Raw genomic sequence first — 24,944 nt, 5'->3', positions numbered from 1 at the left:
GGGGAGTCCCTTCCTCTTTTACTATGTGAAATCTTGATGAAGAATAGAACTGTAAGTGAATTAAGAAGCTGGTGGGTACCCGCTATAAAGGACAGTCATGACTGTAAACCAACCGAAAACAAGTACAGTTGCAACAGCGAAACCGCCTGCAAGCATATTTTTCTCACGTAACGTTCTAAGGGTAGCGAATACAGCTAACAGAGTGACTAACGCAAAAATGATAACAAGTCCCATACATATCCCCCTCTGCTTTTTCATTCTTTCGTTTGAGTTTTTGTAATATTTCCTCATTTTTTATTGTACATGTTTTAGAAATGATTGTCGAGACAGCGTCGTTTCTTTTCCTAAGAGAAAGAAATGTTGTATCATAAAAGTAAGTTTAATAACTGGAGGAGATTGAAATTATGAAGTGGATACAAATGCCGTTAGGCCCATTACAAACAAACGCATATATTTTAAGTAATGATCAAAAAGAATGTATTATTTTTGATCCGGGTAGTGAAGGTGACAAACTTGTAACGTATTTACAAGAAGAGCAGTTAAAACCACTAGCTATTTTATTAACGCACGCTCATTTTGATCATATTGGTGCAGTCGATACTGTACGAGATGCTTTTCGTATTCCGGTATATGTACATAAAGTGGAAGCCGATTGGTTAGGAGATGCGACAGTAAATGGCTCGCAAATTTTTATGATGAACCGAAGTATTACAGCAAAACCTGCTGATCAAATCATTGATGGGGAAGGAACATTAACGATTGGATCTTTTACATTTGAAATGTTTGAGACACCTGGGCATTCTCCAGGTAGTATTTCATATTATTGTAAAGAGGCAAATGCTGTATTTTCAGGAGATGTATTATTTCAAATGAGCATTGGTCGAACAGATTTACCTGGCGGAAGTTTTGCTGAATTAATTGGAAGTATTGAAGAAAAATTATTTGTACTACCAGATGATACAGCGGTGTTATGTGGACATGGGCCAGAAACAAATATCGGTTTTGAAAAAGAAAACAATCCATTTTTACAATAAGGAGCATATGGGGATGGAACTTCTGTTAAGAAAATGGATGGAAAAAGAAAAAGATTATTCGATTTCGTATTGTACATATATGAACCTAGCCTTATACGATGAGGAACACGGATATTATATGAAAAAACGTGAGAAAATTGGCAGGAAAGGTGATTTTTTTACGAGTAGTAATGTCTCTTCTGTATTTGCAAGGACGTTCGCACGTTTTTTTATTCGTCTTGTTGAAAATGGGGAGGTACCTGCAACTATTTGTGAAATCGGAGGAGGTACAGGAAGTTTTGCTTATGATGTTTTGCAAGAATGGCAACGAGTATCTCCGGAAACTTTCACAGACTTACAGTATTCTATTATTGAATTGAGCCCTTTTCATAGGGAGTTACAAAAATATAAACTGAATTCATTTCAAAATATTTCACAGTATACGTCCTATAAAGAGTTGGGAGAGTCTTTTACAGGTATTGTATTTTCAAATGAACTGTTTGACGCCTTTCCTGTTGAAGTAATTGAGAAGCGCGATGGCATTTTATACGAAGTGCGTATTACTTATACAGATGGAGGAAGGCTTGCAGAAGTAGTAAGGCCGATTGAAGAAAGAATAGGTCGTTATCTATTAAGATATCATATTCAGCTTGTAGAGGGGCAACGTTTTGAAGTGCCAATTGCAATGGAGGCCTATATACAAGAAGTGACAGAATGGCTTGCAGAAGGATTGTTCATTACAGTTGATTATGGATATACGAAGGCAGAATGGATGCATCCTGCACATCATGAAGGAAGTTTAAGAGGGTATTATGATCATAGACTCATTCGAAATCCTCTTCAGTATCCAGGAGGAATGGATCTTACCACACATATTCATTGGGATGAGCTGAAGGAAGCTGGAGAAGAGTGTGGGCTTTGTACAGTGTGGCATACGAAGCAAAACGAGTTTTTATTGGCAGCGGGTATATTAGAACAGCTTGCTAGTCATCGAGATTCTAATCCTTTTTCTGAATCGCAGAAGACGAACCGTGCGATTCGTTCAATGATTTTACATGGGGGAATAGGGAGTGCTTTTGATGTTGTCATGCAAAAAAAAGGCATGACATATTTTGAGGCAAACAGTTATTTATATATGTAGAAAAAAACAAGACACAGAATTCTTCTGCGTCTTGTTTTTTGATACGACTTTAAAAATATGTAGTATTGAATATTTTCTCTCATGATATATATTTATATTAAAGATATGAGATAGAAAATATAGAATACACCCTTTTCTTCTTGGTTACCCCTAACCTAGTAATACACGAACAAGTTGAATGATTGTTTCATTTTCTACTTTGTAGTAAATTTCTAATCCTTTTCTTTCACTAGAAACAATTTTAGCGCTTTTCAATTTCGCCAAATGCTGTGAAATTGTGGACTGTGGCATATTTAAGCCTGTATACATTGTAGAAACATTGCTTGGGCCACGTTCGATTAATCCTTTTACAATACATAAGCGAACAGGATGAGCAAGAACTTTCAATAATTCTGCATTGCTTTCGTATAATTCTAATTCCTTTTGAAAGGTTTCTAACATGTTCTATTCCACCTCCATGCGAACTGTTATACCATACTATACATACCAAAAATCTAAAGAAAAGAAAACAGTTGTTGCAGAAAAAATGTTCTACAGTAAAGAAATTGTAAGAAAAGAGACCATGATGTAAATAAAGTAGATAAATTTGTAACAAGATGTTTTTTCCTTGAAAATATACGATTTTAAAAATAAAGATACATTTGTAACCCAATTTTATCACGATTTTTTCGTTCTTTCAAATTAATATACAAAATTTTTCAAATAATATGAAAAAGTGATTTTGTACTTTTCTATAGAATACGGATTAAGATGGAAAGAAGGGATATCATGAAAATTGAATTTTTAGGAACAGGTGGGGCTATTCCTATTCCGAGGCCAGGAAGCTATAGTAAAGTATGTAAAGAAGCACGCGAAAAAGGTGTTCCATATAGTCGAATGGGACCTAGCGTCTTTATTCACGACTTGCGTTTATTAATCGATAAGCCAGAGGAAATACGTCTACAATTAGAACGCGCTCATATTGACAGAGTGGAAGTTGGAATTTATTCGCATTGGCATCCCGACCATACAATGGGGAGAAGAATTTGGGAAACAATGGCGTTTGAAACGAAGAGAGCTTGGGAAACAACGGTTTATGTACCAGAACAAGTAGCTCAGGATATGAAACAATTTTTAGGTTCATGGGATCATTTACAATTTATGCATCGGCAAGGATGGATTGATCTGCAAGTTTTACAAGATGGACAATCTTTTATTAAGAACAACATTAAAGTTACTCCATTTCGTTTACATGAAGAGTATGTATACGCATTTTTATTAGAAGAAGAGAAAAAGAAGGTGTTGATTGCACCAGATGAATTATATAGGTGGGAGCCGCCAGCACATTTGATAGGGGATTTAGATTATTACCAATGGGTATGGTGGAATTCAACTGGAAAACGAAAGGCCGTGTGCTAGATCGTGTTTATATTGAAAGTATGCGTGAGGCGACGTTTGAAGAGACTTTAGAAGTTGTGAAGAAACTGCAAGCGAAGAAAACTATTATTACACATATAGAAGAAGTTGATAATCTCGGTCATGATGAGTTGCAGGATATTGCAATGGATCTTCAAAAGGAAGGTCTGGATATTACTTTTGCATATGATACGCTGAGGGTAGAAATTTAAAAAGAACCTGAATTCAGGTTCTTTTTAAATTTTTATTCTTATGTTCAAATAAAACTAATTGGATAAAAATCTCTTATGCATTCACAGGTTCCTCTACATAAGAAAGCGCATTTTTGAAGTCGGTAATTAAATCATTTATATTTTCAAGGCCGACTGATAAGCGAAGTAATGAATTAGAAATACCTCTTTCATCACGAGCTTCTTGTGATAATGCTGCATGTGACATTTTTGCAGGATAGGAGAGAATAGATTCAACAGCTCCTAAGCTAACTGCAAATACAGGAAGTTTTACTTGTGATAAAAATTGTCGCAGCGCATCTTCTGATTGCAGCGTGAAAGATAAAACAGCCCCGGCAGATTTTGCTTGTGATTGTTGTGTGATATAGCCAGGGTGCGATTCTAATCCAGGATAGTAGACATTTTGGATTTTGGAATGCTGCTTTAAATAATGAGCAATTTTATTTGCATTTGCTGCTGAATGTTCGAGACGTACGTGCAATGTTTTCAGGCCTCGAAGAACGAGAGAGCAATCTTGTGGTCCTAATATGGCGCCAAATGCATTTTGTAAAAATCCTAATTTTTTAGCAAGTTCTTCATCTTTTACAACAGCTAATCCAGCAGTAACGTCACTATGACCAGCAATAAACTTTGTTGCACTATGGAGAACTATGTCTGCTCCGAGTTCAAGTGGTTTTTGGAATAGTGGTGTTAAAAATGTGTTATCAACAAAAGTAAGGGCTCCAGCAGATTTTGCTAATTTGGAAACAGAACGAATATCTGTTACTTTCAATAATGGATTAGATGGTGTTTCAACGTAAAATACTTTGGTGTTTGGTCTAATGTTTCGTTTTACTTCTTCAAGGTTTGTCATGTCCACGAATGTATGTGAAACACCGTAACGAGAAAGGACTTCTGTTACAATTCGATACGTTCCCCCGTACACATCTTCTGAAATGAGAACATGATCTCCCTGGGATAGAAGAAGAAAGGCAGTAGAGATTGCTGCGATTCCAGATGCAAAGGCAAATCCTTTTGTCCCTCCTTCTAATAAAGCGATGATGTCTTCTAGTGCTTCGCGCGTTGGGTTACCCGAGCGGCTATAGTCATATTTTCCAAATGTATCTACATCAAATTGATGAAATGTTGATGTGTTATAGATGGGAACGTTAACAGCTCCTGTTTGTGGATCATGTTTATATTGGTTATGAAGTAAGAGTGTATCTAAGGAGTAACTCATATTCTCACACCTTCTTTTACATGTTTAATAGCTTGCTTTAGGTCTTGAATTAAATCATCACCGTTTTCGATACCGACAGAGAAGCGAAGGAGCCGATTACATACACCACGTGCTGTACGTACTTCTTCTGGGATATCAGCATGTGTTTGAGTTGCTGGATATGTCATTAAGCTTTCAACTCCGCCAAGACTTTCGGCAAATGTAATTAATGATAAGGATTGTAAGAAAGGATTGATCCATTTTTCATCGCGAAGGCGAAACGAAATCATACCGCCTCTTCCTGGATAAAAAACATCAGTTATACAATCTTCCTCACTTAAATAAGAAACGATTTTTTTAGCGTTTTCTTCATGTTGTTTCATGCGGAGTGCTAATGTTTTCATACCGCGAATTAATAGCCATGAATCAAATGGGCTTAATACAGCACCGGAAGCGTTATGATAGTGGGCAAGTTCTTCGCAGAGTGTTTGGCCTTTTGCAACGACAAGGCCGCTTAATACATCATTATGACCACCTAAATACTTTGTTGCACTGTGAAGGACAATGTCTGCTCCTTCTGTTAATGGTTGCTGTATATAGGGAGTATAGAAGGTATTATCGACAATTAGGAGTAATCCATGTCGTTTTGCAACGGTTGCAACAGCTGCAATATCAGTGACTTGCATTAATGGATTGGTTGGTGTTTCTATAAAAATAGCTTTTGTTTGAGAAGTGATAGCTTGTTCTATTTGTTTAATAGATTGTGTATCTACGTATCGACATCGAATATTCCACTTTTCTTCATGCTCAGAGAATAAGCGGTAAGTACCTCCGTATAAGTCTTCAGATACGATAAGTTCATCACCAGAACGAAATAAGGAAAGAACGAGAAGAACCGCCGCCATTCCAGAACTACAGGCATAGCCTTGTTCACCTTCCTCTAAATCAGCAATTGCACGCTCTAGAAGACCACGTGTTGGATTCCCAGTTCGTGAATAATCAAATCCGGTAGATTTGCCTATTCCTTCATGACGATAAGCTGTTGAAAAATAAACAGGGGGATTGACCGTTCCTGTTGTTGTTTCACTGCGATTTCCAATTTGAGCGAGCTTTGTTTCGATTGTTGACATATAAAATTCCTCCTTTATAAAGTAAAGCACTGAGTTAGATTGATATAAATTGAAGTTTCCATCAACGGGAGTTTCATCCACTACTGATGGTTCCCTCATCAATTGAGCTTTTATACTCGATTAATGCGAGATAAAAATAAAAAAAAGCCTTCTAAGAAGAAGGCTTTCAGTCGAATATAGTCTTCTTCTCATCTGTCAAATCTTGTCACAATTTGCTGGAATTAGCACCTTATTAACGGATTGCGTTAATGGTTGCTGAGGTGTCGACGGGCCAGTCCCTCTACCTCTCTAGATAAGAATATTTTGTATGAAATTTTATTATGCTTTTAACTTTACAATAAAAGATATTCGAATTGCAACTTTATTTTAAATAATTTTTATTTTTCCGCAAGTGTCATTGACTTTCATTACATCGCATGCTAAATTTATTAAAAAATTAACAAACATTGTTAAAAGGGGAACGTATTTCCTTTTAATCACATAAATAAATAGTAAAGACAAACTCTTATTGAGAGCGGTGGAGGGAAAGGCCCTGTGAAGCCCAGCAACCTTCAAACGAAATGTTTGAAACGGTGCTAATACCTGCAAAACGAATTGTTTTGCATGATGAGAGGTGGACCGTTCATGTCCCCCTCTTCAAAGGCGAAGAGGGGGTTTTTATATTGATAGAAAAGAGGGAGACAAGTGAAATTACTAGATTTATTAGCAACAGATATCGTTATTGGTGATGGGGCAATTGGAACGTTATTACATTCACATGGTTTACAAAGTAGTTTTGAAGAGTTAAACCTATCAGATCCAGATTTAATTATATCCATCCACAAACAATATGTAGCTGCTGGTGCAGATGTGATTCAAACAAATACGTATGGTGCAAATGAAGCAAAACTGCGCATATATGGTTTAGAAAATCAAGTGGTTCAAATTAATAGAGCGGCGGTAAAACTTGCGAAAGCAGCTGCGAAGGATCGGAATGCTATTTTAGGGACAATTGGTGGGATGAAACATATTGGAGCGGTGACAACCACTGATATGGAACGGGAATTTATGCTGCTCGAGCAGGCTAGTGCATTAATAGAGGAAAAGGTGGATGGACTATTACTAGAAACCTTCTATGATGAATTCGAATTGCTGCATGCAGTGAAAGTGTTGCGGAAGCAAACAGATATTCCGATTATTGCGCAGCTAGCTCTCCATGAAGCTGGTACAACGCAAAACGGTAATGATGTGAATGGAATATTAGCGCAGTTACTAGATTACGGTGCAAATGTAGTCGGCTTAAATTGTCAACTAGGGCCACTTCATATGACGGAAGCTTTTAAAATGATATCGATTCCGGAAAATGGTTATTTATCAGCTTATCCAAACGCAGGTCTGCCAAACTATGTGGAAGGGCGTTACGTGTATGAAGGGAGTCCGGCTTATTTTGAAGCGATGACGCCGAAATTTATCGAACAGGGGATTCGCCTACTTGGAGGTTGTTGTGGTACAACGCCAGCACATATTGAAGGGATGAAGCGCGGAATAGCGAATGTAACACCTGTTACAGAAAAGAAAATTGTTCAAAGACCACAAGTGATTCATACACAAACGAAACGTTCTCGCACGCATGTTACTCTTGCCGAAAAAGCGAAGAAGCAAACGACTGTTGTTGTTGAACTAGATCCTCCTAAAACATTGGATACACAGCGTTTTTTCGAAGGTGCAAGAGCATTGAAAAGAGCAGGTGCTGATGCTATTACGTTAGCGGATAACTCGTTAGCATCTCCGCGTATTTCTAATATGGCAATGGGTGCATTACTAACAAAACATGATATTCCAGTATTAACACATTTAACGTGTCGCGATCATAATGTTATTGGTTTGCAATCTCATTTACTTGGTTTATCAGCTTTAGGCATGGAAGAAGTGTTAGCTTTAACAGGTGATCCAGCTCGTGTTGGTGATTTTCCAGGTGCAACTTCGGTATATGATTTATCTTCTATTGAATTAATTAAAATGATTAAAGAAATGAATGACGGTCGTTCCATTTTAGGTAAATCAATTGGTCCTGCGACAAGATTCTCTGTAGGCGGAGCTTTTAATCCACACGTGAGACATTTAAAAGCGGCAGTAAAACGGATGGAAAGAAAAATTGCAGCTGGTGCAGAGTATTTCTTAACACAGCCAATTTATGATGTAGCTTTAATTGAAGAAGTATACGAGGCAACGAAACATTTAGAACAGCCAATTTTTATTGGAATTATGCCTTTAGTAAGTAAGCGGAATGCTGATTTTCTTCATTTTGAAGTACCGGGTATTACACTTCCTGATGAAGTGAGAGAAAGAATGGATGGGCATGAAACACAAGAAGCAGCGATTGAAGAGGGGATTCGTATTTCACAAGAATTAATTGATGCTGCGATGAAATACTTTAACGGTATTTATCTCATCACGCCATTTTTAAAATATGAAATTACAGAAAATCTCGTTAAGTATGTGAGGGAAAAGCAAGACGTGAAAGAGGGAATTAATTGATGAGACCGATTGAAGAGAGATTACAACAGGAGATTTTAATATTAGATGGTGCGATGGGAACAATGATTCAGCAAGCGGATTTAACGGCAGAAGATTTTGGCGGAGAAGAATATGAAGGCTGTAATGAATACTTAGTAAAAACAAGGCCAGATGTGATTTTAGAAATTCATAAAGCATATATTGAAGCTGGTGCAGATATTATTGAAACGAATACGTTTGGAGCTACGAATATCGTATTGCATGATTACGAGTTATCTCATTTAGATGAGGAGTTAAATGAAAGAGCGGCACAGCTTGCAAAACAAGCGGTAACTGAGAGTGGGAAAGAAGTATATGTAGCAGGTGCGATGGGACCAACGACAAAAGCAATTAGTGTAACGGGTGGCGTAACATTTGAAGAATTAATTGAGGCTTACACTAGACAAGTAAGAGGGTTGTTACGGGGCGGTGTTGATGTATTGCTCGTTGAGACGAGTCAAGATATGAGGAACGTGAAAGCAGCGTATTTGGGGATTCAGCAAGCATTTACAGAAGTAAATCAAACAGTACCCCTTATGATTTCTGGAACGATTGAACCAATGGGAACGACTTTAGCAGGACAAACGATTGAGGCCTTTTATTTATCAGTTGAACATATGAAGCCACTCTCTGTTGGGTTGAACTGTGCGACAGGTCCAGAGTTCATGCGTGAGCACATTCGTTCTCTCTCTGATTTATCAGAGTGCTATATTTCTTGTTATCCAAATGCAGGTCTTCCTGATGAGGATGGACATTATCATGAATCGCCAACTTCCCTTGCAGAAAAGGTGAAACGATTTGCTGAAGAAGGATGGATGAATATAGTTGGTGGGTGTTGCGGGACAACACCTGATCATATACGAGCGATAAAAGCATCACTTGAGGAGTTGAAACCGCGTGAGAACCATGAGCGAGAAGGTCATGGAATTAGTGGGTTAGAAGCACTTCAATATGATGATTCGATGCGTCCATTATTTGTTGGTGAAAGAACGAACGTAATCGGATCAAGAAAGTTTAAAAGATTAGTAGCTGAAGGGAATTTTGAAGAGGCTGCTGAAATTGCGAGAGCACAAGTGAAGAAAAACGCTCATATTATTGATATTTGTATGGCGGATCCAGACCGTGAAGAAGTAGAAGATATGGAGAACTTTTTGGCAGAAGTCACGAAAGTCTTAAAAGTGCCGATCATGATCGATTCGACGGATGAGAATGTTATGGCAAAAGCTCTTACGTATGTTCAAGGAAAAGGTGTCATTAATTCTATTAATTTAGAAAATGGAGAGGAGCGTTTTGAGAAAGTGACGCCGCTTCTCCGTAAATATGGTGCGGCAATTGTAGTAGGAACGATTGATGAAGAGGGTATGGCAGTTAGTGCAGAAAGAAAGTTAGAAATTGCAAAGAGAAGTTACGAATTATTAACAAAGAAATATGGTATACGCCCATCGGATATTATTTTTGATGCGCTTGTTTTCCCGGTCGGAACTGGGGATGAAGAATATATTGGCTCAGCGAAAGCAACAATTGAAGGAATTCGTCTCATTAAAGAATCGTTGCCAGAGTGTTTAACGATTCTAGGAGTAAGTAATATATCATTTGGGTTGCCACCAGCTGGTCGCGAAGTATTAAATTCGGTCTTTTTATATCATGCAACAAAAGCAGGGCTTGATTATGCGATTGTAAATACTGAAAAGCTAGAACGTTATGCATCCATTCCAGAGGAAGAAAAAGCGTTAGCAGATGCATTATTATTTGAAACAACGAAAGAAACATTAGAAGAGTTTACGAACTTTTATCGGGGTGCGAAGAAGAAAGAAACGGCCATACAAGAAACATTAACACTTGATGAACGACTGGCGAATTATATTGTAGAAGGAACAAAGCAAGGGTTACAGGATGATTTAAGCCTCGCGCTTAGCGAAGGGAGAAGGCCGCTTGATATTATTAACGGTCCGCTTATGACTGGAATGGACGAAGTGGGTCGGCTATTTAATAACAATGAGTTGATCGTCGCTGAAGTATTACAAAGTGCAGAAAGTATGAAAGCAGCTGTTGCATATTTAGAGCCTTATATGGAATCAAGTGATAGCGCCAAAAAAGGAAAAGTGCTGCTAGCAACAGTAAAAGGTGACGTACATGATATTGGTAAAAACCTTGTAGAAATCATTTTATCGAATAACGGCTATGAGATTGTCAATTTAGGGATTAATGTTCGCTCCGATCGCATTGTTCAAGAGGTGAAAGAAAAGAAACCAGACATTATCGGACTTTCTGGTTTGTTAGTAAAGTCGGCACAACAAATGGTAACAACTGCGGAAGATTTACAAGCAGCAGATATTGATATTCCGATCGTTGTGGGTGGTGCGGCATTGACGAGAAAGTTTACTGATAACCGTATTTCACCTTCCTATGGTGGGCTCGTAATGTATGCAAGCGATGCAATGTCAGGACTCGATCTTATCAATCGATTACAAAAAGAAGAAGAACGGGAACAGATGAAGCAGGATAAAAAAAATCGACATCTTCATGTTGTGAAACAAGAGGAGAAAAAAGTAGAAGTAATACCAGCTGTAATTGAACCATTGCCACCAGCAAAGGTTACGGTACCAGACTCCACCAAGCGAGTCGTACTACGTGATATACCTGTTTCACACCTGGCGCCATTTCTAAATAGACAAATGCTGATTGGTCATCATCTTGGCTTAAAAGGAAATGTGAAAAAATTATTACAAGCAGGCGATAAGAGGGCACATGAATTAAATAATTTAATTGATGAACTCTTACAAGAAGGACAATCTTGGCTAAGGCCAAAAGCTGTTTATCAATTTTTCCCTGCTCAAAGTGATGGGCAAAATATTATTATTTATGACCCGGAAGATCATACACGTGTATTAGAGCGCTTTTCATTTCCAAGACAGGGAAAAGCACCGTACCGTACATTAGGAGATTACTTGAGACCGGTCGGAGATGAAATGGATTATGTAGCCTTTTTAGCTGTTACAGTAGGGCAAGGAGTTCGTGATATCGCAGAGGAATGGAAGGAGAAAGGAGATTATTTACGTAGTCATGCGATCCAATCGCTAGCACTGGAATTAGCAGAAGGTCTTGCTGAAAAAACACATATGTTGATTCGGGATCGCTTTGGAATTCCAGATTCACCTGAGATGACGATGGAAGAGAGATTCCGTACGAAATATCAAGGAATTCGCGTTTCTTTTGGTTATCCGGCTTGTCCAGAGCTTGCGGATCAAGAAAAACTCTTTCGCTTAATTCACCCAGAGGAAATTGGAATTTCACTAACAGAAGGATTTATGATGGAGCCTGAAGCATCTGTAACCGCCATGGTATTTTCTCACCCAGAAGCACGGTATTTTAGTGTACTATAGTGTAGAAGGGGGAGACATATGAAAAAAATAGTCTTTACAGGTGGCGGTTCTGCGGGGCATGTAACACCAAATTTAGCAATTATTCCACATTTACAAGAAAAGGGTTGGGATATTTCTTATATTGGTTCTCATCAAGGGATTGAAAAAACAATTATAGAGAACGAAGGAATCCCGTACCATAGTATAGCGAGCGGAAAGTTACGCCGTTATTTTGATTTAAAAAATATAAAAGATCCTTTTCTTGTTATGAAGGGCGTTATGGATGCATATATACGGATACGAAAAATAAAACCGGATGTTATTTTCTCAAAAGGTGGTTTTGTATCTGTACCGGTAGTAATTGGTGGATGGCTAAATCGTGTTCCGGTCTTGTTGCATGAATCGGATATGACACCAGGACTAGCGAATAAAATCGCACTCCGTTTTGCTTCGAAACTATTTGTTACATTTGAAGAGGCCGCACAGCATTTACCGAAAGAAAAGGTGGTTTATACAGGTTCACCTGTGAGGGAAGAAGTGTTACGTGGAAATCGTGAAAAAGGATTACGTTTTCTTGGCTTTCATTCTAGAAAACCGGTAATCACAGTTATGGGAGGAAGTCTAGGGGCAAAGAAAATCAATGAAACAGTACGAGAAGCTTTGCCGCAGCTCCTTAAAAATTATCAAGTTGTTCACCTATGCGGAAAAGGAAATCTAAATGAGAAGTTACAAAGTACGGAAGGATATAGGCAATTTGAATATGTGCACGGAGAATTACCTGATGTATTAGCAGCGACAGATTTCGTTATCTCACGTGCTGGGTCAAATGCAATCTTTGAATTTTTAATGTTGCAAAAGCCGATGATTTTAATTCCATTACCGAAAGCTTCAAGCCGCGGAGATCAAATCTTAAATGCACAATCGTTTGAAAGACAAGGGTACGCAGCGGTTTTATATGAAGAAGATGTAACAGTAACATCTCTTATGAAACATATAGAAGAGTTAAATTATAATTCTGAGAAGTATAAAAAAGAATTAGAAAAGTATAATGGAAAAGAAGCAGTCCAGACCATTATCAAACATATTACGGAGGCATGATTACTAAAAAATCATGTCTTTTTTAGTAGAATGAAAGGTTCGAAGAATTGCTATATTTATGTTACAATAACAGAGATTTAATAGGGAAATTCCATTTCTTTGAGCGTAAAAATACGAATGGATTAGGAGTGACTGTGTTGGAGCTGAGTCTCTATGAAAATATAGCTCTTATTATATGCTTTGTGTTGTACGTTGGTAGTGTTATTGTTTACATTGCAAGAAAGTTTTCGCAAGAACGAAACTTGCAAAAATCAGAAATAACGGCAGAACTAGATATGTTAGCCGATGAAAGTGATAAAAAGCAAAAAATAAAAGAGGATCATGCTACGCCCCACCATTTAAACGCAAATAAGTTGTAAAGGTGGGGGTTTCTTTTGGAGAGATCCTTCTTTGTTATGATTATTAACGCTAAAAGGAGTTTCCCTTTCATTTTTTATAAATAAGGAGTGAATAGAGATGAATTTCTATATAGCTTCAGGTTTTCAAAATAAGCATCTTGTTCAATTTGTAGCAAATAAATTGAAAGAGGCAGGATGGCATCATACATATGATTGGACTCAAAATGAAAAAGCAACAAATAGAGAACAACTACAGAAAATTGGTCAAGCAGAAAAGCAGGCGATACAGGAAGCTGATGTTTTTCTGCTTTTATTAGATGGAGGAAGTGGTAGCCATACAGAGCTTGGTATGGCAATTGCTTTAGAAAAGAAAGTCTATCTGTACCATAGAAACAATCCGCTGCAAACAACGTTTTACTATTTACCAGAAGTGAATATTTTTCAAGGAGAAGTGGAGGAGTTTATTTCATACGTCATGAATAAAGGAGACGCATAGGTCATGCAGATTTATGATACGATATACGGTAATTTTGAAATAGACGGCGTACTAGAAGAACTATTGCAAACAGAAGCTATGCAAAGGTTAAAAAAGGTTCATCAAGTTGGTGCGAGTTTTTTAGTAAATCCAAAGTGGAATGTAACTCGTTATGAGCATTCAATTGGAGTTATGCTTCTTGTGAAAAGGCTGGGTGGGAGTGAAGCAGAGCAAATTGCGGCATTACTCCACGATGTATCACATACTGCTTTTTCGCACGTTGTAGATCGGGTATTACATCATAAAGATGAAGACTATCATGAACTTATCTTTGATACAGTTATTGAAAAGTCGGATATCCCATTCATTTTACAAAAGTATGGGTATAATTCTAAAATACTTCAAAACTGGGAACAATGGATGCTGTTGGAACAACCATTACCAGCTCTATGTGTCGATCGAATCGATTATACACTTCGTGATTTATATACATATGGAATGATTTCGAAAAAAGAGGTATGTACATTTTTAGATGAATTAATTGTTCAGGAAGACCAAATTTGTCTGCGTACAATAGAAGCTGCAGAGTGGTTTACAGAAGTGTACTATAAAGAAACGATCGATTTTTTTCTACATCCATTAGGTTCTTATAGTTATTACGTATTAACAAATGTGTTGCAACTTGCGTTAGAAAACCATGTGATACATACTGCGGATTTTTTGTTCGATGATGAGACGCTGTTCCAAAAATTAAAAAATTGTCAGGATGAAGAGATAACTAGGTTGTTGTCTACTTTGCATGAAAAGGTAGTATTAGAAGAGAATGAACAGGATTATGATATTTGTTATACAGGTGGTAAAGAACGATTAATCGATCCGCTTGTGCATATGAATGGTAAAATGTATAAGGCATCTAGCTTATCTGAACATGTGAGGTTGTGTAATCAAAAAGCGAAAGAAAAATTCAATCAAAGTATATATTTGAAAATAAAACAGGTATAAAGGAGTTATAAACATGAAATTAGAACAAGGATGGGAAACAAGCTTCTTAGAAGTTGTACAAAAAAGTGAATTTAAAAAAGGTGCACTTCGCATTCAGTTACTTTGTATGGACGGGGAAGAAGTAGAAGAGATTGTAGATGATTACGGATATGACGAAATTGTAAATCGTGAACATGATGAAGAGCTTGCGGAAATTTTAGGAGAAGAACTTTTCAGTGAAATGGAACGTCACGTATTCTTATCTTCGCAACCTGAAGAAAAGTTAATTTCATTTGTAAATGGATTAGGATTTCATATTCTAGATTGGATCGTTCTTCTTGAAACTGAGTTTGGTATTGACAGTGCAGTATTTACATCGGATTCAGTGAAAATGCTAGAAAAACGTTTCAGACAGTTTCCACATGTAGAAGATAAGGCAATTTTTGATATGACAATTGGAGAAGCGATAGATGTATTAGAGTCTGTTACGGGTTTACAATTGAAAGAGAAGATGAGTATATAATAGTAAAAAAGAACGTGATCATCACGTTCTTTTTTTACATAACAATAATTTTGTCAGTTAATTTCTTTTGTCCTGTGAGAAGCGCATTCAAATACTCAACTTTTCGTATACAAGATTGAATGTGCTTTTCAACTTCTTGTAACTCTGCTTGATGGTGCGTTTCAATTGGGTGAATTTGCACATTAAACTTTTCAAATTGACTGCTATATGTGATTTCCGCATAGCCGCTCATGATATCTGTATGGTTATGAAATAAGAATTGTTTTGTGTCTTCGCAGTATGTTACGTCTTGAAATCCATATGATTTTAATGATTCGATTACTTTTGTAATAATTGTTATATCCATTTTTCTCCCTCTTTACGAAGTTCTGCTTCTCTATTATAACATGAAATAAGTTCGAGAAAGCGTTTTCAAGTACTTGTTTGCGTAATCTTTACGTATAATTTATAAAAATGACACAAAGAAAAAATAATTGTAATAAAGGAAGGACTCTTTTACTGTTTCATCATATATATACAGAAATAGTGCAATGAAAGGAAATTTTCCGAAGAGGAGGTAGTATTTCCGATTGGAGCGCAGTAAAAGAGGTGAGAATCTTGAATTTTGATATTACAGGGCAAAAAGCATACGTAAAAGATGGACCGCACAGGAACCGAATTGGAATTGTAAAGCAAAAAGGAAAACAAGAAGGGCAAAATTTTATTATTGTGATTGACGATCAAATGATAGATGTGGAATTAAAAGATATTGTCTTAGTAGGGGTAGATGTGCGGCAATTTCATGAATGGTGTGAGCAGAATGGCTATTTGTAAAAAGGACGGGCTGTGAAAGGAAATTTTGATAGAAATCAATAGAAAAAAAGAGGATACTACCTTTATTCCAAGGTATATATCCTCTTTTTTATTGAAAGAGTTTTGTGAAAAATGAAAAAGTAAATTGATATAGTAATAAATTCCTATTAATCTATAAATAGAAATAGTGTAATAATGGCAAAGTAAAATATGTAAAGGTTCAATCAAACGTGGAGGAACTTAAATGAACTTAATGCAAAAAGCAAAAGAGATGGTAGACATTTATAAACAAAATCCCAAAATAGATACAATTCTTTTAGCTGGATCCGTATCAAGAAACTGGCAAGATGAACATTCAGATATAGAATTACACATTTTATGGTCAACACCACCAGAAGATGACGACCGTGAAGCACCCATTAAAGATGTTTGCGGAACTATTTTGTCGTATCATCCGTATGAAGAGGAAGAGTGGTCTGAATCTTATTTGACGAAAGATGGGATTAAATTAGAAATAAGTAACTTTTTATCGGTAACGGTTGAAAGTTTTATTTCAGATGTGGTGGACAAGTATGAAACTGATTATGATAAACAATGCATTGTAGCTTCCATTCACGATGGTGTGAGTTTGTATGGAGAAGACAAAATTAGAAAGCTAAAAGATAGGGTCACAGAATATCCTTTAGAACTTTCCAAACAGATGATTGCAGAGAACCTTCTGCTAAGTAATCGCTGGAATAACCGTGAGGCACTTTTAAAACGAAAAGATTGGCTTATGCTATGCGATGTAATGTGTGAAGTACAAAAGAATGTATTTGGTGTTTTATTCGGTCTTAATAAAATGTATGTGCATCACCCTGCATTTAAATGGATGCCTTTTAATATTGAACGAATGACAATAAAACCTGAAAATCTTTATGAGCGAATGACGAATATCCTGATGGGAAATCCAGAAGATAGTGTAAGGGACTTGGAAGTATTAATCGAAGAAGTACTGATTTTGGCTGATACACACATTCCTGAATTAGATCTTTGTGAGCAAAAGAAACAGATTAGACATGCGAAGTAATTATTACAAGGGGTGATATGATGGAATATATCATGGATAGAGTGTATGCACAAGAATTATTGGGACGTGCGTATCAACAAAATCCTGGTCCCTGGTATGAACATTCGATAAACGTTGCTAAGGCTACTGAATACATAATCTTAGAACTTAGGAAACAAGGATGTGATTTGGACCATAATTTGGCTTATAATGCTGGACTTCTTCATGATATAGGGAGATATAAAGGTTTTACTAAGTCTGTTATACATTCTTATGATGGATACATGTACTTAGATCAATTGGGATTTAGAGGGAATGCAATTAAATGTGTAACACATTCATTTCCTTGTAGGAATAAGAATATAGAAATAGCGGCTAATTGGAGTCTTGTCCCCTCTGATATGAAGATGAAACTTGTAGAGATATTAAATGAGAATAGTAACTATGATCTATATGATAAAGTAATTACTCTTTGTGATGCATTAGCTGATGAAAAGGGATTTACTACACTTGAAAAAAGATTGATTTCAGTTGGATTGAGGCATGGTACTAATGTCCATACTTCTATCCATTGGAAAGGTTTTTATGAAATTAAAAAAGAAATAGAATCTTTAATCGGAATGAGTGTATACAGACTTCTTCCGGAAGTGGAGAAATCTATTTATGCTGATATAGGGTATTGAATATCGTATTTAAGAATAGGTCTGAAATTCTTATAAAAGATTATAATGAGCCGGATATCATACAATTTGCCAAAGAGTTATACAACTTATGTGTAGAAGCATTAAGCAACAATTGCTTAGTATTTGCTTTGGGAGATTAATGTGAAAAGCCCTAACATAGTAGTTACATATGTTAGGGCTTTTTTGTATTTAGTATTACGACGCAACTTCCTCGCTTTTCACATCATCTTGATTATACGTATCATGATCAAGTTCACCAAGCCATTTACTAGAAATAAGACCTGCTGTCATTGAACCACTTACGTTTAGAGCTGTACGACCCATATCAATTAATGGTTCAACAGAGATAACAAGAGCGACAATACCAATTGGTAAGTTCATTGTAGAAAGTACGATTAAAGCAGCGAATGTTGCACCGCCACCTACGCCGGCAACACCGAATGAGCTAACAGCGACAACAGCGATTAAAGTTAAAATAAATTGTGGTTGTAATGGATCAATTCCTACCGTTGGAGCGACCATCATTGCAAGCATAGCTGGATAAATACCTGCGCAACCGTTTTGACCGATAGATACCCCGAAGGAAGCGGCAAAGTTTGCGATTCCTTCTGAAATACCAAGTTTTTCTTTTTGAGCTTCAATATTTAATGGCATTGCACCAGCACTAGAGCGAGAAGTGAAAGCGAATGTTAATACTGGGAATACCTTTTTCAAATATTGAATTGGGTTTAAACCAGATAGAGCAATTAATAATAAGTGAATAATAAACATAACGATAAGTGCTACATAAGATGCTAGAACAAAGTTACCGAGTTTTAAAATGGCACTTACATCACTACCAGCGACTGTTTTTGTCATAAGAGCTAATACGCCGTATGGAGTAAGACGTAAAATTAACGTTACCATACGCATTACAATTGCATAGACAGCATCAAGCATCTTTTTAAATAACTCTGCTTGTTCTGGATACTTTCTTTTCACTCCTATAAAGGCGATTCCGATAAATGCAGCAAAGATTACGACAGAAATTGTTGATGTTGGACGTGCACCTGTTAAATCAAGAAACGGATTTGTAGGTAATAATTCTAATAATTTTTGTGGAACTGGTGTTTTTTCAATAGAAGTAAATTTCTCTTCCACTAATTTTAGGCGAGCTGACTCTGCATCACCTTGTTGTAAACCAGTTGCTTGAACATCAAATCCTGCACTTGCTGCGATCCCAACTGCCGCAGCAATGCCAGTTGTAAGAATTAAAATTCCAATAATAAGTCCGCTAATTTTACCAAGATTTTTTGTTAATTTTAACTTCGTAAATGCTGAGATAATAGAAACTAAAATCAGTGGCATAACAATCATTTGTAGCAACTTCACATAACCGTTACCGATTAAGCTAAACCAATTATTTGAATCGATGATGACTTGAGAAGTAGGCTCATAGATAAATTGTAAGATAAGACCGAATGTAATTCCGACTCCTAAAGCTATAAATACGCGTTTATTAAAAGATACATGCTTACGTTGCATATAGTATAATACGCCGACTAATATGAGCATGACCGCAATGTTAATTCCGACTAGCAGTGTATTCATGTTTATTCCCCCTAATTCCAATCTGTTATATAAAATATATTTCAAGAAAACCTATAAGTCAACTAGGTGATTAAGAAAAATAAAAAAAGATGGCAAATTGCCATCTTTTTAATGCCCAGCGCCAGGGACAAGTAAAAATGTTGTATAGTATGTAAATCCAATGAAGAAAACAGTTAAATATGCCCCAAATACGTATATATACATACGCTCTGTTAATTTTAAATAACTTAAAAGTACAAAGAATCCAGTTTGTCCTAAAAATAATAATGCAGTTGCGTACATATCCCCTAAGTAAAACATAACTGCGAAAATTCCAGTCCAAAAGCCGAGAACGCGAAACATGCGCTCCATGCAATTCCCCCCTTTTCTAAAAAAGTAAACCTCTATCCATTATAGTTTATTTTTCTTACTATTGTAAATATTTGCGGAAAAAGAAAAGGAGGTCAAATGTAATTGACTTCCTTTTGACACATTTTCATGTGAAAGCAGTTATAGTTGAACTTTATAGTTACAAGATTTGCATCCGTCTAATAAATTATCATGTCGTGTTAGTTCCATGTTCGGGAATAGGATTTCAAAAATGCCCTGCATCATATCGCTATGCATATTGCAAATTTCTTCTGGATGATGAACAGCAACTTCCTTAAATGGACAATTATGAACATCATAGAAAATTTGTGTACCGTCTTTACTTAATTCAAAAGCAGGAGATAGACCAGCAGTTGCTAGTGCTTCTTTTGCAATCTGTACTTTTTGTTCTAATGTTAATGCACCTTCATCAAGATTTAGACGCTGTACATGTTGTTCCATTAATTCCTTACCGAATTGTTTTCCTGTTTCATATAGTGCTTTTTCACCAGCCGCACCGAGACTAAGTAATGAGTTAAAAGCGATTTTTGCTAATAATTGATAATCGCGAAATGGGAACTGCAGCTGGATTAAGTCTTCAGATAACGCATATAATCTGCTTGGTCTTCCGCCTTTTCCTGTTTTCTTTGTCTCTGATTTCAACATATTTACATCTTCTAATTTTGATAAATGAAGACGTGCTACGTTTGGATGAATATTAAATTCATCTGCAATTTCTTGTACAGTTACAGAATTATGTTTTTGAGAAATATATTTATAAATATAATATCGAGTTGGATCAGATAATACACCTGTAATTTTTAAAGCTTGTTCCATGATGATCTCCACCTTTATCACTTTATCCAAGATATTAATATTATAATACAGATAATGTTGCGTATAGGTAATTTTAGACAATAATTCAGAAATTGTTCATAATTTCACAAATACATTTTTCCTTTTTAAGTATGTAAAAACATAAAATTCACTATTTTTCTTTTTGAGTTCTTCATGATATATACATAGTGAGGAGGGATAACGATGAATGGTATTGAACATTTTGCAAATACAATTATGAAAGAAGCATGTGCGTCACAAGCATCGGATTTACATATTGTGCCGCGGCAAGAAGATGCAGTCATACAGTTGCGTATAGGAAAAGACTTAATAACGAAGCATTGTATTGGAAAAAAATTTGGAGAAAGACTTGTGTCACATTTTAAATTTTTAGCATCTATGGATATAGGTGAAAGACGAAAGCCACAAAATGGTTCATTATATTTACAAATGGATGGACAAGAAGTTCATTTACGACTGTCTACACTTCCTACCGTCTATTTAGAAAGTCTCGTTATTCGTTTGCATCTCCAGGCCTCAGTCCAGCCTCTTTCTCACCTCTCTTTATTTCCAAGCTCAGCAAAAACACTTCTTTCTTTTTTGCATCATTCTCATGGATTACTCGTTTTTACTGGACCAACTGGATCAGGAAAGACAACAACAATGTACGCTCTTTTAGAAGTAGCTAAAAAAGGACAAACGCGCCGGATTGTTACACTTGAGGATCCAGTTGAGAAAAGAAAGGATGGCTTATTACAAATTCAAATTAACGAAAAAGCAGGCATCACATACACAACAGGTTTAAAAGCAATTTTACGCCATGATCCTGATATTATTTTAGTCGGTGAAATCCGTGATGAAGAGACAGCAAAAGTAGCAGTACGTGCAAGTTTAACAGGGCATTTAGTGATGACAACGTTGCATACGAATGATGCAAAAGGAGCTGTGTTACGTTTTATGGACTATGGAATCACAAGGCAAGAAATCGAGCAATCACTATTGGCTGTTGCGGCGCAGCGACTTGTTGAGTTGAAATGTCCATTTTGCAAAGGGAAATGTTCTCCATTATGTAAAGCGATGCGTCAAGTAAGGCAAGCGAGCATTTATGAGCTGTTGTATGGACATGAATTAAAACAAGCTATTCGGGAAGCAGATGGAGAACATGTAACCTATAAGTATGAAACTTTACAATCATCGGTAAGGAAAGGATACGCTTTAGGATTTTTAGAAGAGGATGTTTATGTTTAAACGAAAAGGATGGCGATTACATGAACAAGTTTTGTTATTAAAAAGGCTTGGAGAATTAATAGAAAAAGGATATTCACTTTTACAAGCACTAGAATTTCTGCAGTTTCAATTAACCCCTCAAAAACGACTACAACTCCAGTGTATTACCGAAGAACTAAAAAATGGACAGAGTTTACACGATGCTTTTCATCAACTCATGTTTCATCCAGACATATTAAGTTACTTATTTTATGCCCAGCGGCACGGTGATGTTTCGTTTGCATTGAAGCAAGGAAGTGTACTACTTCATAGAAAAGATAAGTATCAAAAGGATATGATGAAAGTGCTGCGCTATCCGATTTTTTTATCCTTTTTTTTAATCGGGATTCTCGCTGTATTCAATCTTGTTTTGCTTCCTCAATTTGAAACCTTATATAGCTCTATGCGCACCTCCTCTACTTCCTTTGCCGATCAAATTATGACCTTTATGCAAATACTTCCGTATATGATAGGTGGATTTTTTCTCTTCATTGTTCTTGGAGCATGTATGTATGTGTTTTATCTGCAGAAACTTCCTCCCATTCAAAGGGTAAATATTATGATTCGAATTCCCCTTATTAAAACATTTCTTATTTTAACAAATTCTCATTATTTATCCGTCCAATTAAGCGGATTACTACAAGGTGGTTTGTCCGTACTTGAAGCCCTTACGTTAATGATTGAACAGAAGCATCATCCGTTTTTTCAGTATGAGGCTGTCCGGATTGAAGAACGATTAATTGCAGGAGAACAGCTAGATTCTATCATTATGAAAAGTGGCTACTACGAAAGTGAGCTATCCTATGTAATAGCACATGGACAGGTAAATGGAGGTTTAGCAACAGAATTAGGAGATTATAGTGAATTAACAGTTGAGAAAATGGAAGGAAAAATCAATCGTATTTTAGTTGTGATTCAGCCGTTTTTATTTACGTGTATTGGCATCATTGTTGTACTTATGTATTTAGCGATGATTATGCCAATGTTTCAAATGATGAATTCAATATAGGAGGCGCTCTTAATGAAAAATGAAAAAGGATTTACTCTGTTAGAAATGTTATTAGTAATGGTCGTTATTTCGGTATTGCTTTTATTAATTATTCCAAATGTAATTAAACAGCGTTCGTCGGTACAAGGAAAGGGCTGCGATGCTTACGTGAAATCTGTAGAAGCACAAGTACAAGCTTATCAATTACAAAACAATAAAATACCAACAGTAGATGATCTAGTAAAAGACAAATACATCACTTCTACGACTTGTCCGAAAGGTGAGCCAATTAGTATTTCAAGTGAGGATGGTACAGTATCCGTTGGTAAATCGTGAAACAAAACGGCTTTACGTTTTTAGAAATGCTCCTCGTTTTATGTGTAATTTCTATATTAAGCGTCATCACCTATTTTAATGTGACCCCTCTATACGAAAAACAAAAGGTAGAGCAATTTTTAAAACAATTTTCGCAAGATGTTTTGTATATGCAGCAGTTAGCAATAGGTCACCGGAAACGTTATACATTGCGATGGTTCCCCGAGAACCATTTGTATCGTATTGGAAAATCTGGTGAGAAACAATTTATCTTTACTCGGGAATATGACCGTGATATAAAGATTGATTTAAATACTTTTCCTAATCCGATGACTTATAACGCAAGTGGAAATATAAATCAAGGTGGCACACTTTTACTTTCCTATCGTGCACGTACCTACGAAATTGTATTCCAGCTTGGAAGAGGGAGATTTACGTATCGTGAAGTGTCAAAGAGGATCAGTTATGCTCGAAATGCTCGTATCGTTAAGTTTATTAATGATGGCAGTAGCACTTTTGCTGCCGCAAACACTTTTCATTATGCAAGAAAGAAAAAATATACAAATTCGCTATAAGGCGCAAGTATTACTGAAGAAGGAATTTGCGTTATATGTGCATCAAAATGAAGAGAAGCAAGCAAAAGAAGAGACAATAGATCGTACTGTGTATCAGACGTATTGGCGTGGGGAAGAAGTTTGTGCCATTTGGAAGGATGTCAAACAAAGGAGGATGGAACAATGTCGTCATGCGAAAAAATAAGAAGTTAGAAGCGGGGTTTACATTGTTAGAAATGATTTTATGCTTGTTGTTCTTATCGGTTTTCTTTCTTCTTGTACCACGCTTGCATAGTTTATTTATCGAGAAACCGTATTCGAAGGAAATGAATAATTGGGAATGGGATGTGTTCATGGAACAAGTCCAGTTAGAGTTTCGAGAAGTTCCAATGGGGAAAGTTGTATTATCAGAGAAAGAAGGGAAGGACGTACTGTTTCAAATGAACAATGGTGAAGTTGTAACGTATGAAAGGTTAAATCGGAATGTTGTGAGAAAAGTAAATAGGTTAGGAAGAGAAATTATATTACAAAAGGTAAGAATGATTTCTTATGAATTGACGCCCTATACGTTATCCGTACATGTACAAGATATAAGCGGTAAAATATATCATGGTGTAGCGACGCGTTACGTGGCAATCGAGATGATGACATGAGAAAGCAAGAGGGCTTTGCGATGCCAGGGACGTTGATTCTTCTTTTTTTACTGTTTTCATTCTTTATATATGAAACGAATATGCTCCTATCTGATAAAAAATTTTATATAGAAGCAGAACAGAAATTTATTCTTGAAGAGCTTACTGATCAAGCTGTTTCAAATATCAAGCAAGATTTGCAGCAAAAAGAGAAAAATAGTATGTTTTCATTCCTATATGAAAAAGGTCAAGCAAGTGGGAGTTATATATTTGAAAATGAAACGGTCTTTGTTTCATTACAATGTTTAACGAAGCAACGTAGGGAGTATAAAGTGAATTTTCAGTACGATAAAGAAAATAGAAAGATTATAAACTGGGTAGAAACAAGATGAAATACAGGTGGTTTACATTACGTTTTGTTCTTAATCGAGACTTAAGAACAAAACGTTTTTTATTCATTTTGTAGAGAATT

Annotated in this window: 28 protein-coding genes, 1 pseudogene and 2 riboswitches; of the genes and pseudogenes, 21 read left to right on the top strand and 8 right to left on the bottom strand. The window is 36.3% G+C overall.

Annotated elements, in window-relative coordinates; all coding sequences use genetic code 11:
• Positions 1 to 60: 60 nt before the first annotated feature.
• The gene (locus tag AZF08_RS28160; RefSeq protein ID WP_033672545.1) at positions 61 to 234 is read right to left on the bottom strand and encodes a DUF2759 domain-containing protein; all 174 of its coding nucleotides are present in this window, start codon (positions 232 to 234) and stop codon (positions 61 to 63) included.
• Positions 235 to 404: 170 nt separating this feature from the next.
• Here AZF08_RS28160 and AZF08_RS02920 point away from each other — a divergent pair, with 170 nt between their 5' ends.
• Together AZF08_RS02920 and AZF08_RS02915 are read left to right on the top strand one after the other, a co-directional pair.
• Positions 405 to 1,034: an MBL fold metallo-hydrolase gene (locus AZF08_RS02920; RefSeq protein WP_033672543.1), complete on the top strand. Its 630-nt coding sequence runs from the start codon at positions 405 to 407 to the stop codon at positions 1,032 to 1,034.
• Positions 1,035 to 1,041: 7 nt separating this feature from the next.
• Positions 1,042 to 2,154, top strand: coding sequence for a class I SAM-dependent methyltransferase (locus tag AZF08_RS02915; RefSeq protein ID WP_033672541.1), 1,113 nt, complete (start codon positions 1,042 to 1,044; stop codon positions 2,152 to 2,154).
• A gap of 150 nt (positions 2,155 to 2,304) precedes the next feature.
• Here AZF08_RS02915 and AZF08_RS02910 read toward each other — a convergent pair whose 3' ends face one another.
• Positions 2,305 to 2,595 (bottom strand): ArsR/SmtB family transcription factor, encoded by a 291-nt coding sequence (locus tag AZF08_RS02910; RefSeq protein WP_000894377.1) that lies wholly within the window; start codon positions 2,593 to 2,595, stop codon positions 2,305 to 2,307.
• A 327-nt stretch (positions 2,596 to 2,922) separates the two neighbouring features.
• Between AZF08_RS02910 and AZF08_RS02905 the strand changes: the two genes are divergently transcribed.
• Both AZF08_RS02905 and AZF08_RS31030 read left to right on the top strand, forming a co-directional pair.
• Positions 2,923 to 3,552: an MBL fold metallo-hydrolase gene (locus AZF08_RS02905; RefSeq protein WP_235190008.1), complete on the top strand. Its 630-nt coding sequence runs from the start codon at positions 2,923 to 2,925 to the stop codon at positions 3,550 to 3,552.
• Positions 3,546 to 3,761, top strand: a complete 216-nt coding sequence (locus AZF08_RS31030) for a hypothetical protein (RefSeq protein ID WP_235190007.1) — start codon at positions 3,546 to 3,548, stop codon at positions 3,759 to 3,761. The genes AZF08_RS02905 and AZF08_RS31030 overlap by 7 nt, the downstream gene beginning before the upstream one ends.
• A gap of 73 nt (positions 3,762 to 3,834) precedes the next feature.
• Here AZF08_RS31030 and metC read toward each other — a convergent pair whose 3' ends face one another.
• A complete protein-coding gene (gene metC / locus AZF08_RS02900; RefSeq protein ID WP_033672539.1) occupies positions 3,835 to 4,998 on the bottom strand; it encodes a cystathionine beta-lyase in 1,164 nt (387 codons plus the stop codon).
• The gene (locus AZF08_RS02895; protein ID WP_033672538.1) at positions 4,995 to 6,107 is read right to left on the bottom strand and encodes a methionine biosynthesis PLP-dependent protein; all 1,113 of its coding nucleotides are present in this window, start codon (positions 6,105 to 6,107) and stop codon (positions 4,995 to 4,997) included. The genes metC and AZF08_RS02895 overlap by 4 nt, the downstream gene beginning before the upstream one ends.
• Before the next feature lie 185 nt (positions 6,108 to 6,292).
• A riboswitch (SAM riboswitch) is annotated at positions 6,293 to 6,406 on the bottom strand.
• A 203-nt stretch (positions 6,407 to 6,609) separates the two neighbouring features.
• Positions 6,610 to 6,720: riboswitch (SAM riboswitch) on the top strand.
• 71 nt (positions 6,721 to 6,791) lie between these two features.
• Between AZF08_RS02895 and AZF08_RS02890 the strand changes: the two genes are divergently transcribed.
• The 7 genes from AZF08_RS02890 (at position 6,792) to AZF08_RS02860 (ending at position 15,419) form a co-directional block, all read left to right on the top strand.
• Positions 6,792 to 8,624, top strand: a complete 1,833-nt coding sequence (locus AZF08_RS02890; protein WP_033672537.1) for a bifunctional homocysteine S-methyltransferase/methylenetetrahydrofolate reductase — start codon at positions 6,792 to 6,794, stop codon at positions 8,622 to 8,624.
• On the top strand, positions 8,624 to 12,025 hold the full coding sequence (metH, locus tag AZF08_RS02885) for a methionine synthase (protein ID WP_033672536.1): 3,402 nt from the start codon (positions 8,624 to 8,626) through the stop codon (positions 12,023 to 12,025). The genes AZF08_RS02890 and metH overlap by 1 nt, the downstream gene beginning before the upstream one ends.
• A gap of 18 nt (positions 12,026 to 12,043) precedes the next feature.
• The gene (locus AZF08_RS02880; protein ID WP_033672535.1) at positions 12,044 to 13,102 is read left to right on the top strand and encodes an undecaprenyldiphospho-muramoylpentapeptide beta-N-acetylglucosaminyltransferase; all 1,059 of its coding nucleotides are present in this window, start codon (positions 12,044 to 12,046) and stop codon (positions 13,100 to 13,102) included.
• 80 nt (positions 13,103 to 13,182) lie between these two features.
• Complete coding sequence (locus AZF08_RS02875; protein WP_033672892.1) at positions 13,183 to 13,461, top strand: DUF3966 domain-containing protein; 279 nt, start codon at positions 13,183 to 13,185, stop codon at positions 13,459 to 13,461.
• 97 nt (positions 13,462 to 13,558) lie between these two features.
• Positions 13,559 to 13,936 carry a nucleoside 2-deoxyribosyltransferase gene (locus AZF08_RS02870; protein ID WP_033672534.1) on the top strand — a complete coding sequence of 126 codons (378 nt, stop codon included), beginning with the start codon at positions 13,559 to 13,561 and terminating at the stop codon, positions 13,934 to 13,936.
• A 3-nt stretch (positions 13,937 to 13,939) separates the two neighbouring features.
• Complete coding sequence (locus tag AZF08_RS02865) at positions 13,940 to 14,917, top strand: HD domain-containing protein (protein ID WP_033672533.1); 978 nt, start codon at positions 13,940 to 13,942, stop codon at positions 14,915 to 14,917.
• 13 nt (positions 14,918 to 14,930) lie between these two features.
• Positions 14,931 to 15,419 carry a hypothetical protein gene (locus AZF08_RS02860; protein WP_033672532.1) on the top strand — a complete coding sequence of 163 codons (489 nt, stop codon included), beginning with the start codon at positions 14,931 to 14,933 and terminating at the stop codon, positions 15,417 to 15,419.
• 34 nt (positions 15,420 to 15,453) lie between these two features.
• On the opposite strand, the gene AZF08_RS02855 is transcribed toward AZF08_RS02860, so the two are convergent.
• Complete coding sequence (locus AZF08_RS02855) at positions 15,454 to 15,765, bottom strand: hypothetical protein (protein WP_033672531.1); 312 nt, start codon at positions 15,763 to 15,765, stop codon at positions 15,454 to 15,456.
• 251 nt (positions 15,766 to 16,016) lie between these two features.
• Here AZF08_RS02855 and AZF08_RS02850 point away from each other — a divergent pair, with 251 nt between their 5' ends.
• The 3 genes from AZF08_RS02850 (at position 16,017) to AZF08_RS02840 (ending at position 17,942) form a co-directional block, all read left to right on the top strand.
• Positions 16,017 to 16,232 (top strand): DUF3912 family protein, encoded by a 216-nt coding sequence (locus AZF08_RS02850; protein ID WP_033672530.1) that lies wholly within the window; start codon positions 16,017 to 16,019, stop codon positions 16,230 to 16,232.
• 223 nt (positions 16,233 to 16,455) lie between these two features.
• A complete protein-coding gene (locus AZF08_RS02845) occupies positions 16,456 to 17,280 on the top strand; it encodes a DUF4037 domain-containing protein (protein WP_033672529.1) in 825 nt (274 codons plus the stop codon).
• A gap of 20 nt (positions 17,281 to 17,300) precedes the next feature.
• Positions 17,301 to 17,942: an HD domain-containing protein gene (locus tag AZF08_RS02840; protein WP_033672528.1), complete on the top strand. Its 642-nt coding sequence runs from the start codon at positions 17,301 to 17,303 to the stop codon at positions 17,940 to 17,942.
• A 195-nt stretch (positions 17,943 to 18,137) separates the two neighbouring features.
• On the opposite strand, the gene AZF08_RS02835 is transcribed toward AZF08_RS02840, so the two are convergent.
• The 3 genes from AZF08_RS02835 to AZF08_RS02825 all read right to left on the bottom strand — a co-directional run bounded on the left by AZF08_RS02835 (position 18,138) and on the right by AZF08_RS02825 (position 20,717).
• Positions 18,138 to 19,532 carry an L-cystine transporter gene (locus tag AZF08_RS02835; protein ID WP_033672527.1) on the bottom strand — a complete coding sequence of 465 codons (1,395 nt, stop codon included), beginning with the start codon at positions 19,530 to 19,532 and terminating at the stop codon, positions 18,138 to 18,140.
• 108 nt (positions 19,533 to 19,640) lie between these two features.
• Positions 19,641 to 19,883 (bottom strand): DUF2626 domain-containing protein, encoded by a 243-nt coding sequence (locus tag AZF08_RS02830; protein WP_033672526.1) that lies wholly within the window; start codon positions 19,881 to 19,883, stop codon positions 19,641 to 19,643.
• A 138-nt stretch (positions 19,884 to 20,021) separates the two neighbouring features.
• Entirely contained in the window at positions 20,022 to 20,717 is a 696-nt protein-coding gene (locus AZF08_RS02825; protein ID WP_033672525.1) for a helix-turn-helix transcriptional regulator, read from the bottom strand.
• 204 nt (positions 20,718 to 20,921) lie between these two features.
• Between AZF08_RS02825 and comGA the strand changes: the two genes are divergently transcribed.
• The 7 genes and pseudogenes from comGA (at position 20,922) to comGG (ending at position 24,864) form a co-directional block, all read left to right on the top strand.
• Positions 20,922 to 21,965: a competence type IV pilus ATPase ComGA gene (comGA, locus tag AZF08_RS02820; protein WP_033672523.1), complete on the top strand. Its 1,044-nt coding sequence runs from the start codon at positions 20,922 to 20,924 to the stop codon at positions 21,963 to 21,965.
• Complete coding sequence (gene comGB, locus AZF08_RS02815) at positions 21,952 to 22,992, top strand: competence type IV pilus assembly protein ComGB (protein ID WP_033672522.1); 1,041 nt, start codon at positions 21,952 to 21,954, stop codon at positions 22,990 to 22,992. Before comGA ends, comGB begins: the two co-directional genes overlap by 14 nt.
• Before the next feature lie 12 nt (positions 22,993 to 23,004).
• On the top strand, positions 23,005 to 23,307 hold the full coding sequence (gene comGC, locus AZF08_RS02810) for a competence type IV pilus major pilin ComGC (RefSeq protein WP_033672521.1): 303 nt from the start codon (positions 23,005 to 23,007) through the stop codon (positions 23,305 to 23,307).
• Positions 23,304 to 23,747 (top strand): annotated as a pseudogene (gene comGD / locus AZF08_RS02805) (competence type IV pilus minor pilin ComGD); the annotation flags it as partial. The gene comGC and the pseudogene comGD, both read left to right, overlap by 4 nt.
• Positions 23,728 to 24,045 (top strand): competence type IV pilus minor pilin ComGE, encoded by a 318-nt coding sequence (gene comGE, locus AZF08_RS02800; RefSeq protein WP_235190006.1) that lies wholly within the window; start codon positions 23,728 to 23,730, stop codon positions 24,043 to 24,045. The pseudogene comGD and the gene comGE, both read left to right, overlap by 20 nt.
• Positions 23,999 to 24,493, top strand: a complete 495-nt coding sequence (gene comGF, locus AZF08_RS02795; protein WP_033672519.1) for a competence type IV pilus minor pilin ComGF — start codon at positions 23,999 to 24,001, stop codon at positions 24,491 to 24,493. The genes comGE and comGF overlap by 47 nt, the downstream gene beginning before the upstream one ends.
• Positions 24,490 to 24,864 carry a competence type IV pilus minor pilin ComGG gene (comGG, locus tag AZF08_RS02790; protein ID WP_033672518.1) on the top strand — a complete coding sequence of 125 codons (375 nt, stop codon included), beginning with the start codon at positions 24,490 to 24,492 and terminating at the stop codon, positions 24,862 to 24,864. Before comGF ends, comGG begins: the two co-directional genes overlap by 4 nt.
• Positions 24,865 to 24,944 lie beyond the last annotated feature (80 nt).

Source organism: Bacillus gaemokensis, assembly GCF_001590835.1.
GTDB lineage: Bacteria > Bacillota > Bacilli > Bacillales > Bacillaceae_G > Bacillus_A > Bacillus_A gaemokensis.
The sequence above is the reverse complement of the archived record's forward strand: the minus strand, read 5'-3'. Positions and strand labels throughout refer to the sequence as shown.

Excerpts from the sequence above, each read along its gene's own strand:
- AZF08_RS28160 (WP_033672545.1), bottom strand. The coding sequence starts at position 234 with ATGGGACTTGTTATCATTTTTGCGTTAGTCACTCTGTTAGCTGTATTC.
- AZF08_RS02920 (WP_033672543.1), top strand. The coding sequence starts at position 405 with ATGAAGTGGATACAAATGCCGTTAGGCCCATTACAAACAAACGCATAT.
- AZF08_RS02915 (WP_033672541.1), top strand. The coding sequence starts at position 1,042 with ATGGGGATGGAACTTCTGTTAAGAAAATGGATGGAAAAAGAAAAAGAT.
- AZF08_RS02910 (WP_000894377.1), bottom strand. The coding sequence starts at position 2,595 with ATGTTAGAAACCTTTCAAAAGGAATTAGAATTATACGAAAGCAATGCA.
- AZF08_RS02905 (WP_235190008.1), top strand. The coding sequence starts at position 2,923 with ATGAAAATTGAATTTTTAGGAACAGGTGGGGCTATTCCTATTCCGAGG.
- metC (WP_033672539.1), bottom strand. The coding sequence starts at position 4,998 with ATGAGTTACTCCTTAGATACACTCTTACTTCATAACCAATATAAACAT.
- AZF08_RS02895 (WP_033672538.1), bottom strand. The coding sequence starts at position 6,107 with ATGTCAACAATCGAAACAAAGCTCGCTCAAATTGGAAATCGCAGTGAA.
- metH (WP_033672536.1), top strand. The coding sequence starts at position 8,624 with ATGAGACCGATTGAAGAGAGATTACAACAGGAGATTTTAATATTAGAT.
- AZF08_RS02880 (WP_033672535.1), top strand. The coding sequence starts at position 12,044 with ATGAAAAAAATAGTCTTTACAGGTGGCGGTTCTGCGGGGCATGTAACA.
- AZF08_RS02870 (WP_033672534.1), top strand. The coding sequence starts at position 13,559 with ATGAATTTCTATATAGCTTCAGGTTTTCAAAATAAGCATCTTGTTCAA.
- AZF08_RS02865 (WP_033672533.1), top strand. The coding sequence starts at position 13,940 with ATGCAGATTTATGATACGATATACGGTAATTTTGAAATAGACGGCGTA.
- AZF08_RS02860 (WP_033672532.1), top strand. The coding sequence starts at position 14,931 with ATGAAATTAGAACAAGGATGGGAAACAAGCTTCTTAGAAGTTGTACAA.
- AZF08_RS02855 (WP_033672531.1), bottom strand. The coding sequence starts at position 15,765 with ATGGATATAACAATTATTACAAAAGTAATCGAATCATTAAAATCATAT.
- AZF08_RS02845 (WP_033672529.1), top strand. The coding sequence starts at position 16,456 with ATGAACTTAATGCAAAAAGCAAAAGAGATGGTAGACATTTATAAACAA.
- AZF08_RS02840 (WP_033672528.1), top strand. The coding sequence starts at position 17,301 with ATGGAATATATCATGGATAGAGTGTATGCACAAGAATTATTGGGACGT.
- AZF08_RS02835 (WP_033672527.1), bottom strand. The coding sequence starts at position 19,532 with ATGAATACACTGCTAGTCGGAATTAACATTGCGGTCATGCTCATATTA.
- AZF08_RS02830 (WP_033672526.1), bottom strand. The coding sequence starts at position 19,883 with ATGGAGCGCATGTTTCGCGTTCTCGGCTTTTGGACTGGAATTTTCGCA.
- AZF08_RS02825 (WP_033672525.1), bottom strand. The coding sequence starts at position 20,717 with ATGGAACAAGCTTTAAAAATTACAGGTGTATTATCTGATCCAACTCGA.
- comGA (WP_033672523.1), top strand. The coding sequence starts at position 20,922 with ATGAATGGTATTGAACATTTTGCAAATACAATTATGAAAGAAGCATGT.
- comGB (WP_033672522.1), top strand. The coding sequence starts at position 21,952 with ATGTTTATGTTTAAACGAAAAGGATGGCGATTACATGAACAAGTTTTG.
- comGC (WP_033672521.1), top strand. The coding sequence starts at position 23,005 with ATGAAAAATGAAAAAGGATTTACTCTGTTAGAAATGTTATTAGTAATG.
- comGF (WP_033672519.1), top strand. The coding sequence starts at position 23,999 with ATGTCAAACAAAGGAGGATGGAACAATGTCGTCATGCGAAAAAATAAG.
- comGG (WP_033672518.1), top strand. The coding sequence starts at position 24,490 with ATGAGAAAGCAAGAGGGCTTTGCGATGCCAGGGACGTTGATTCTTCTT.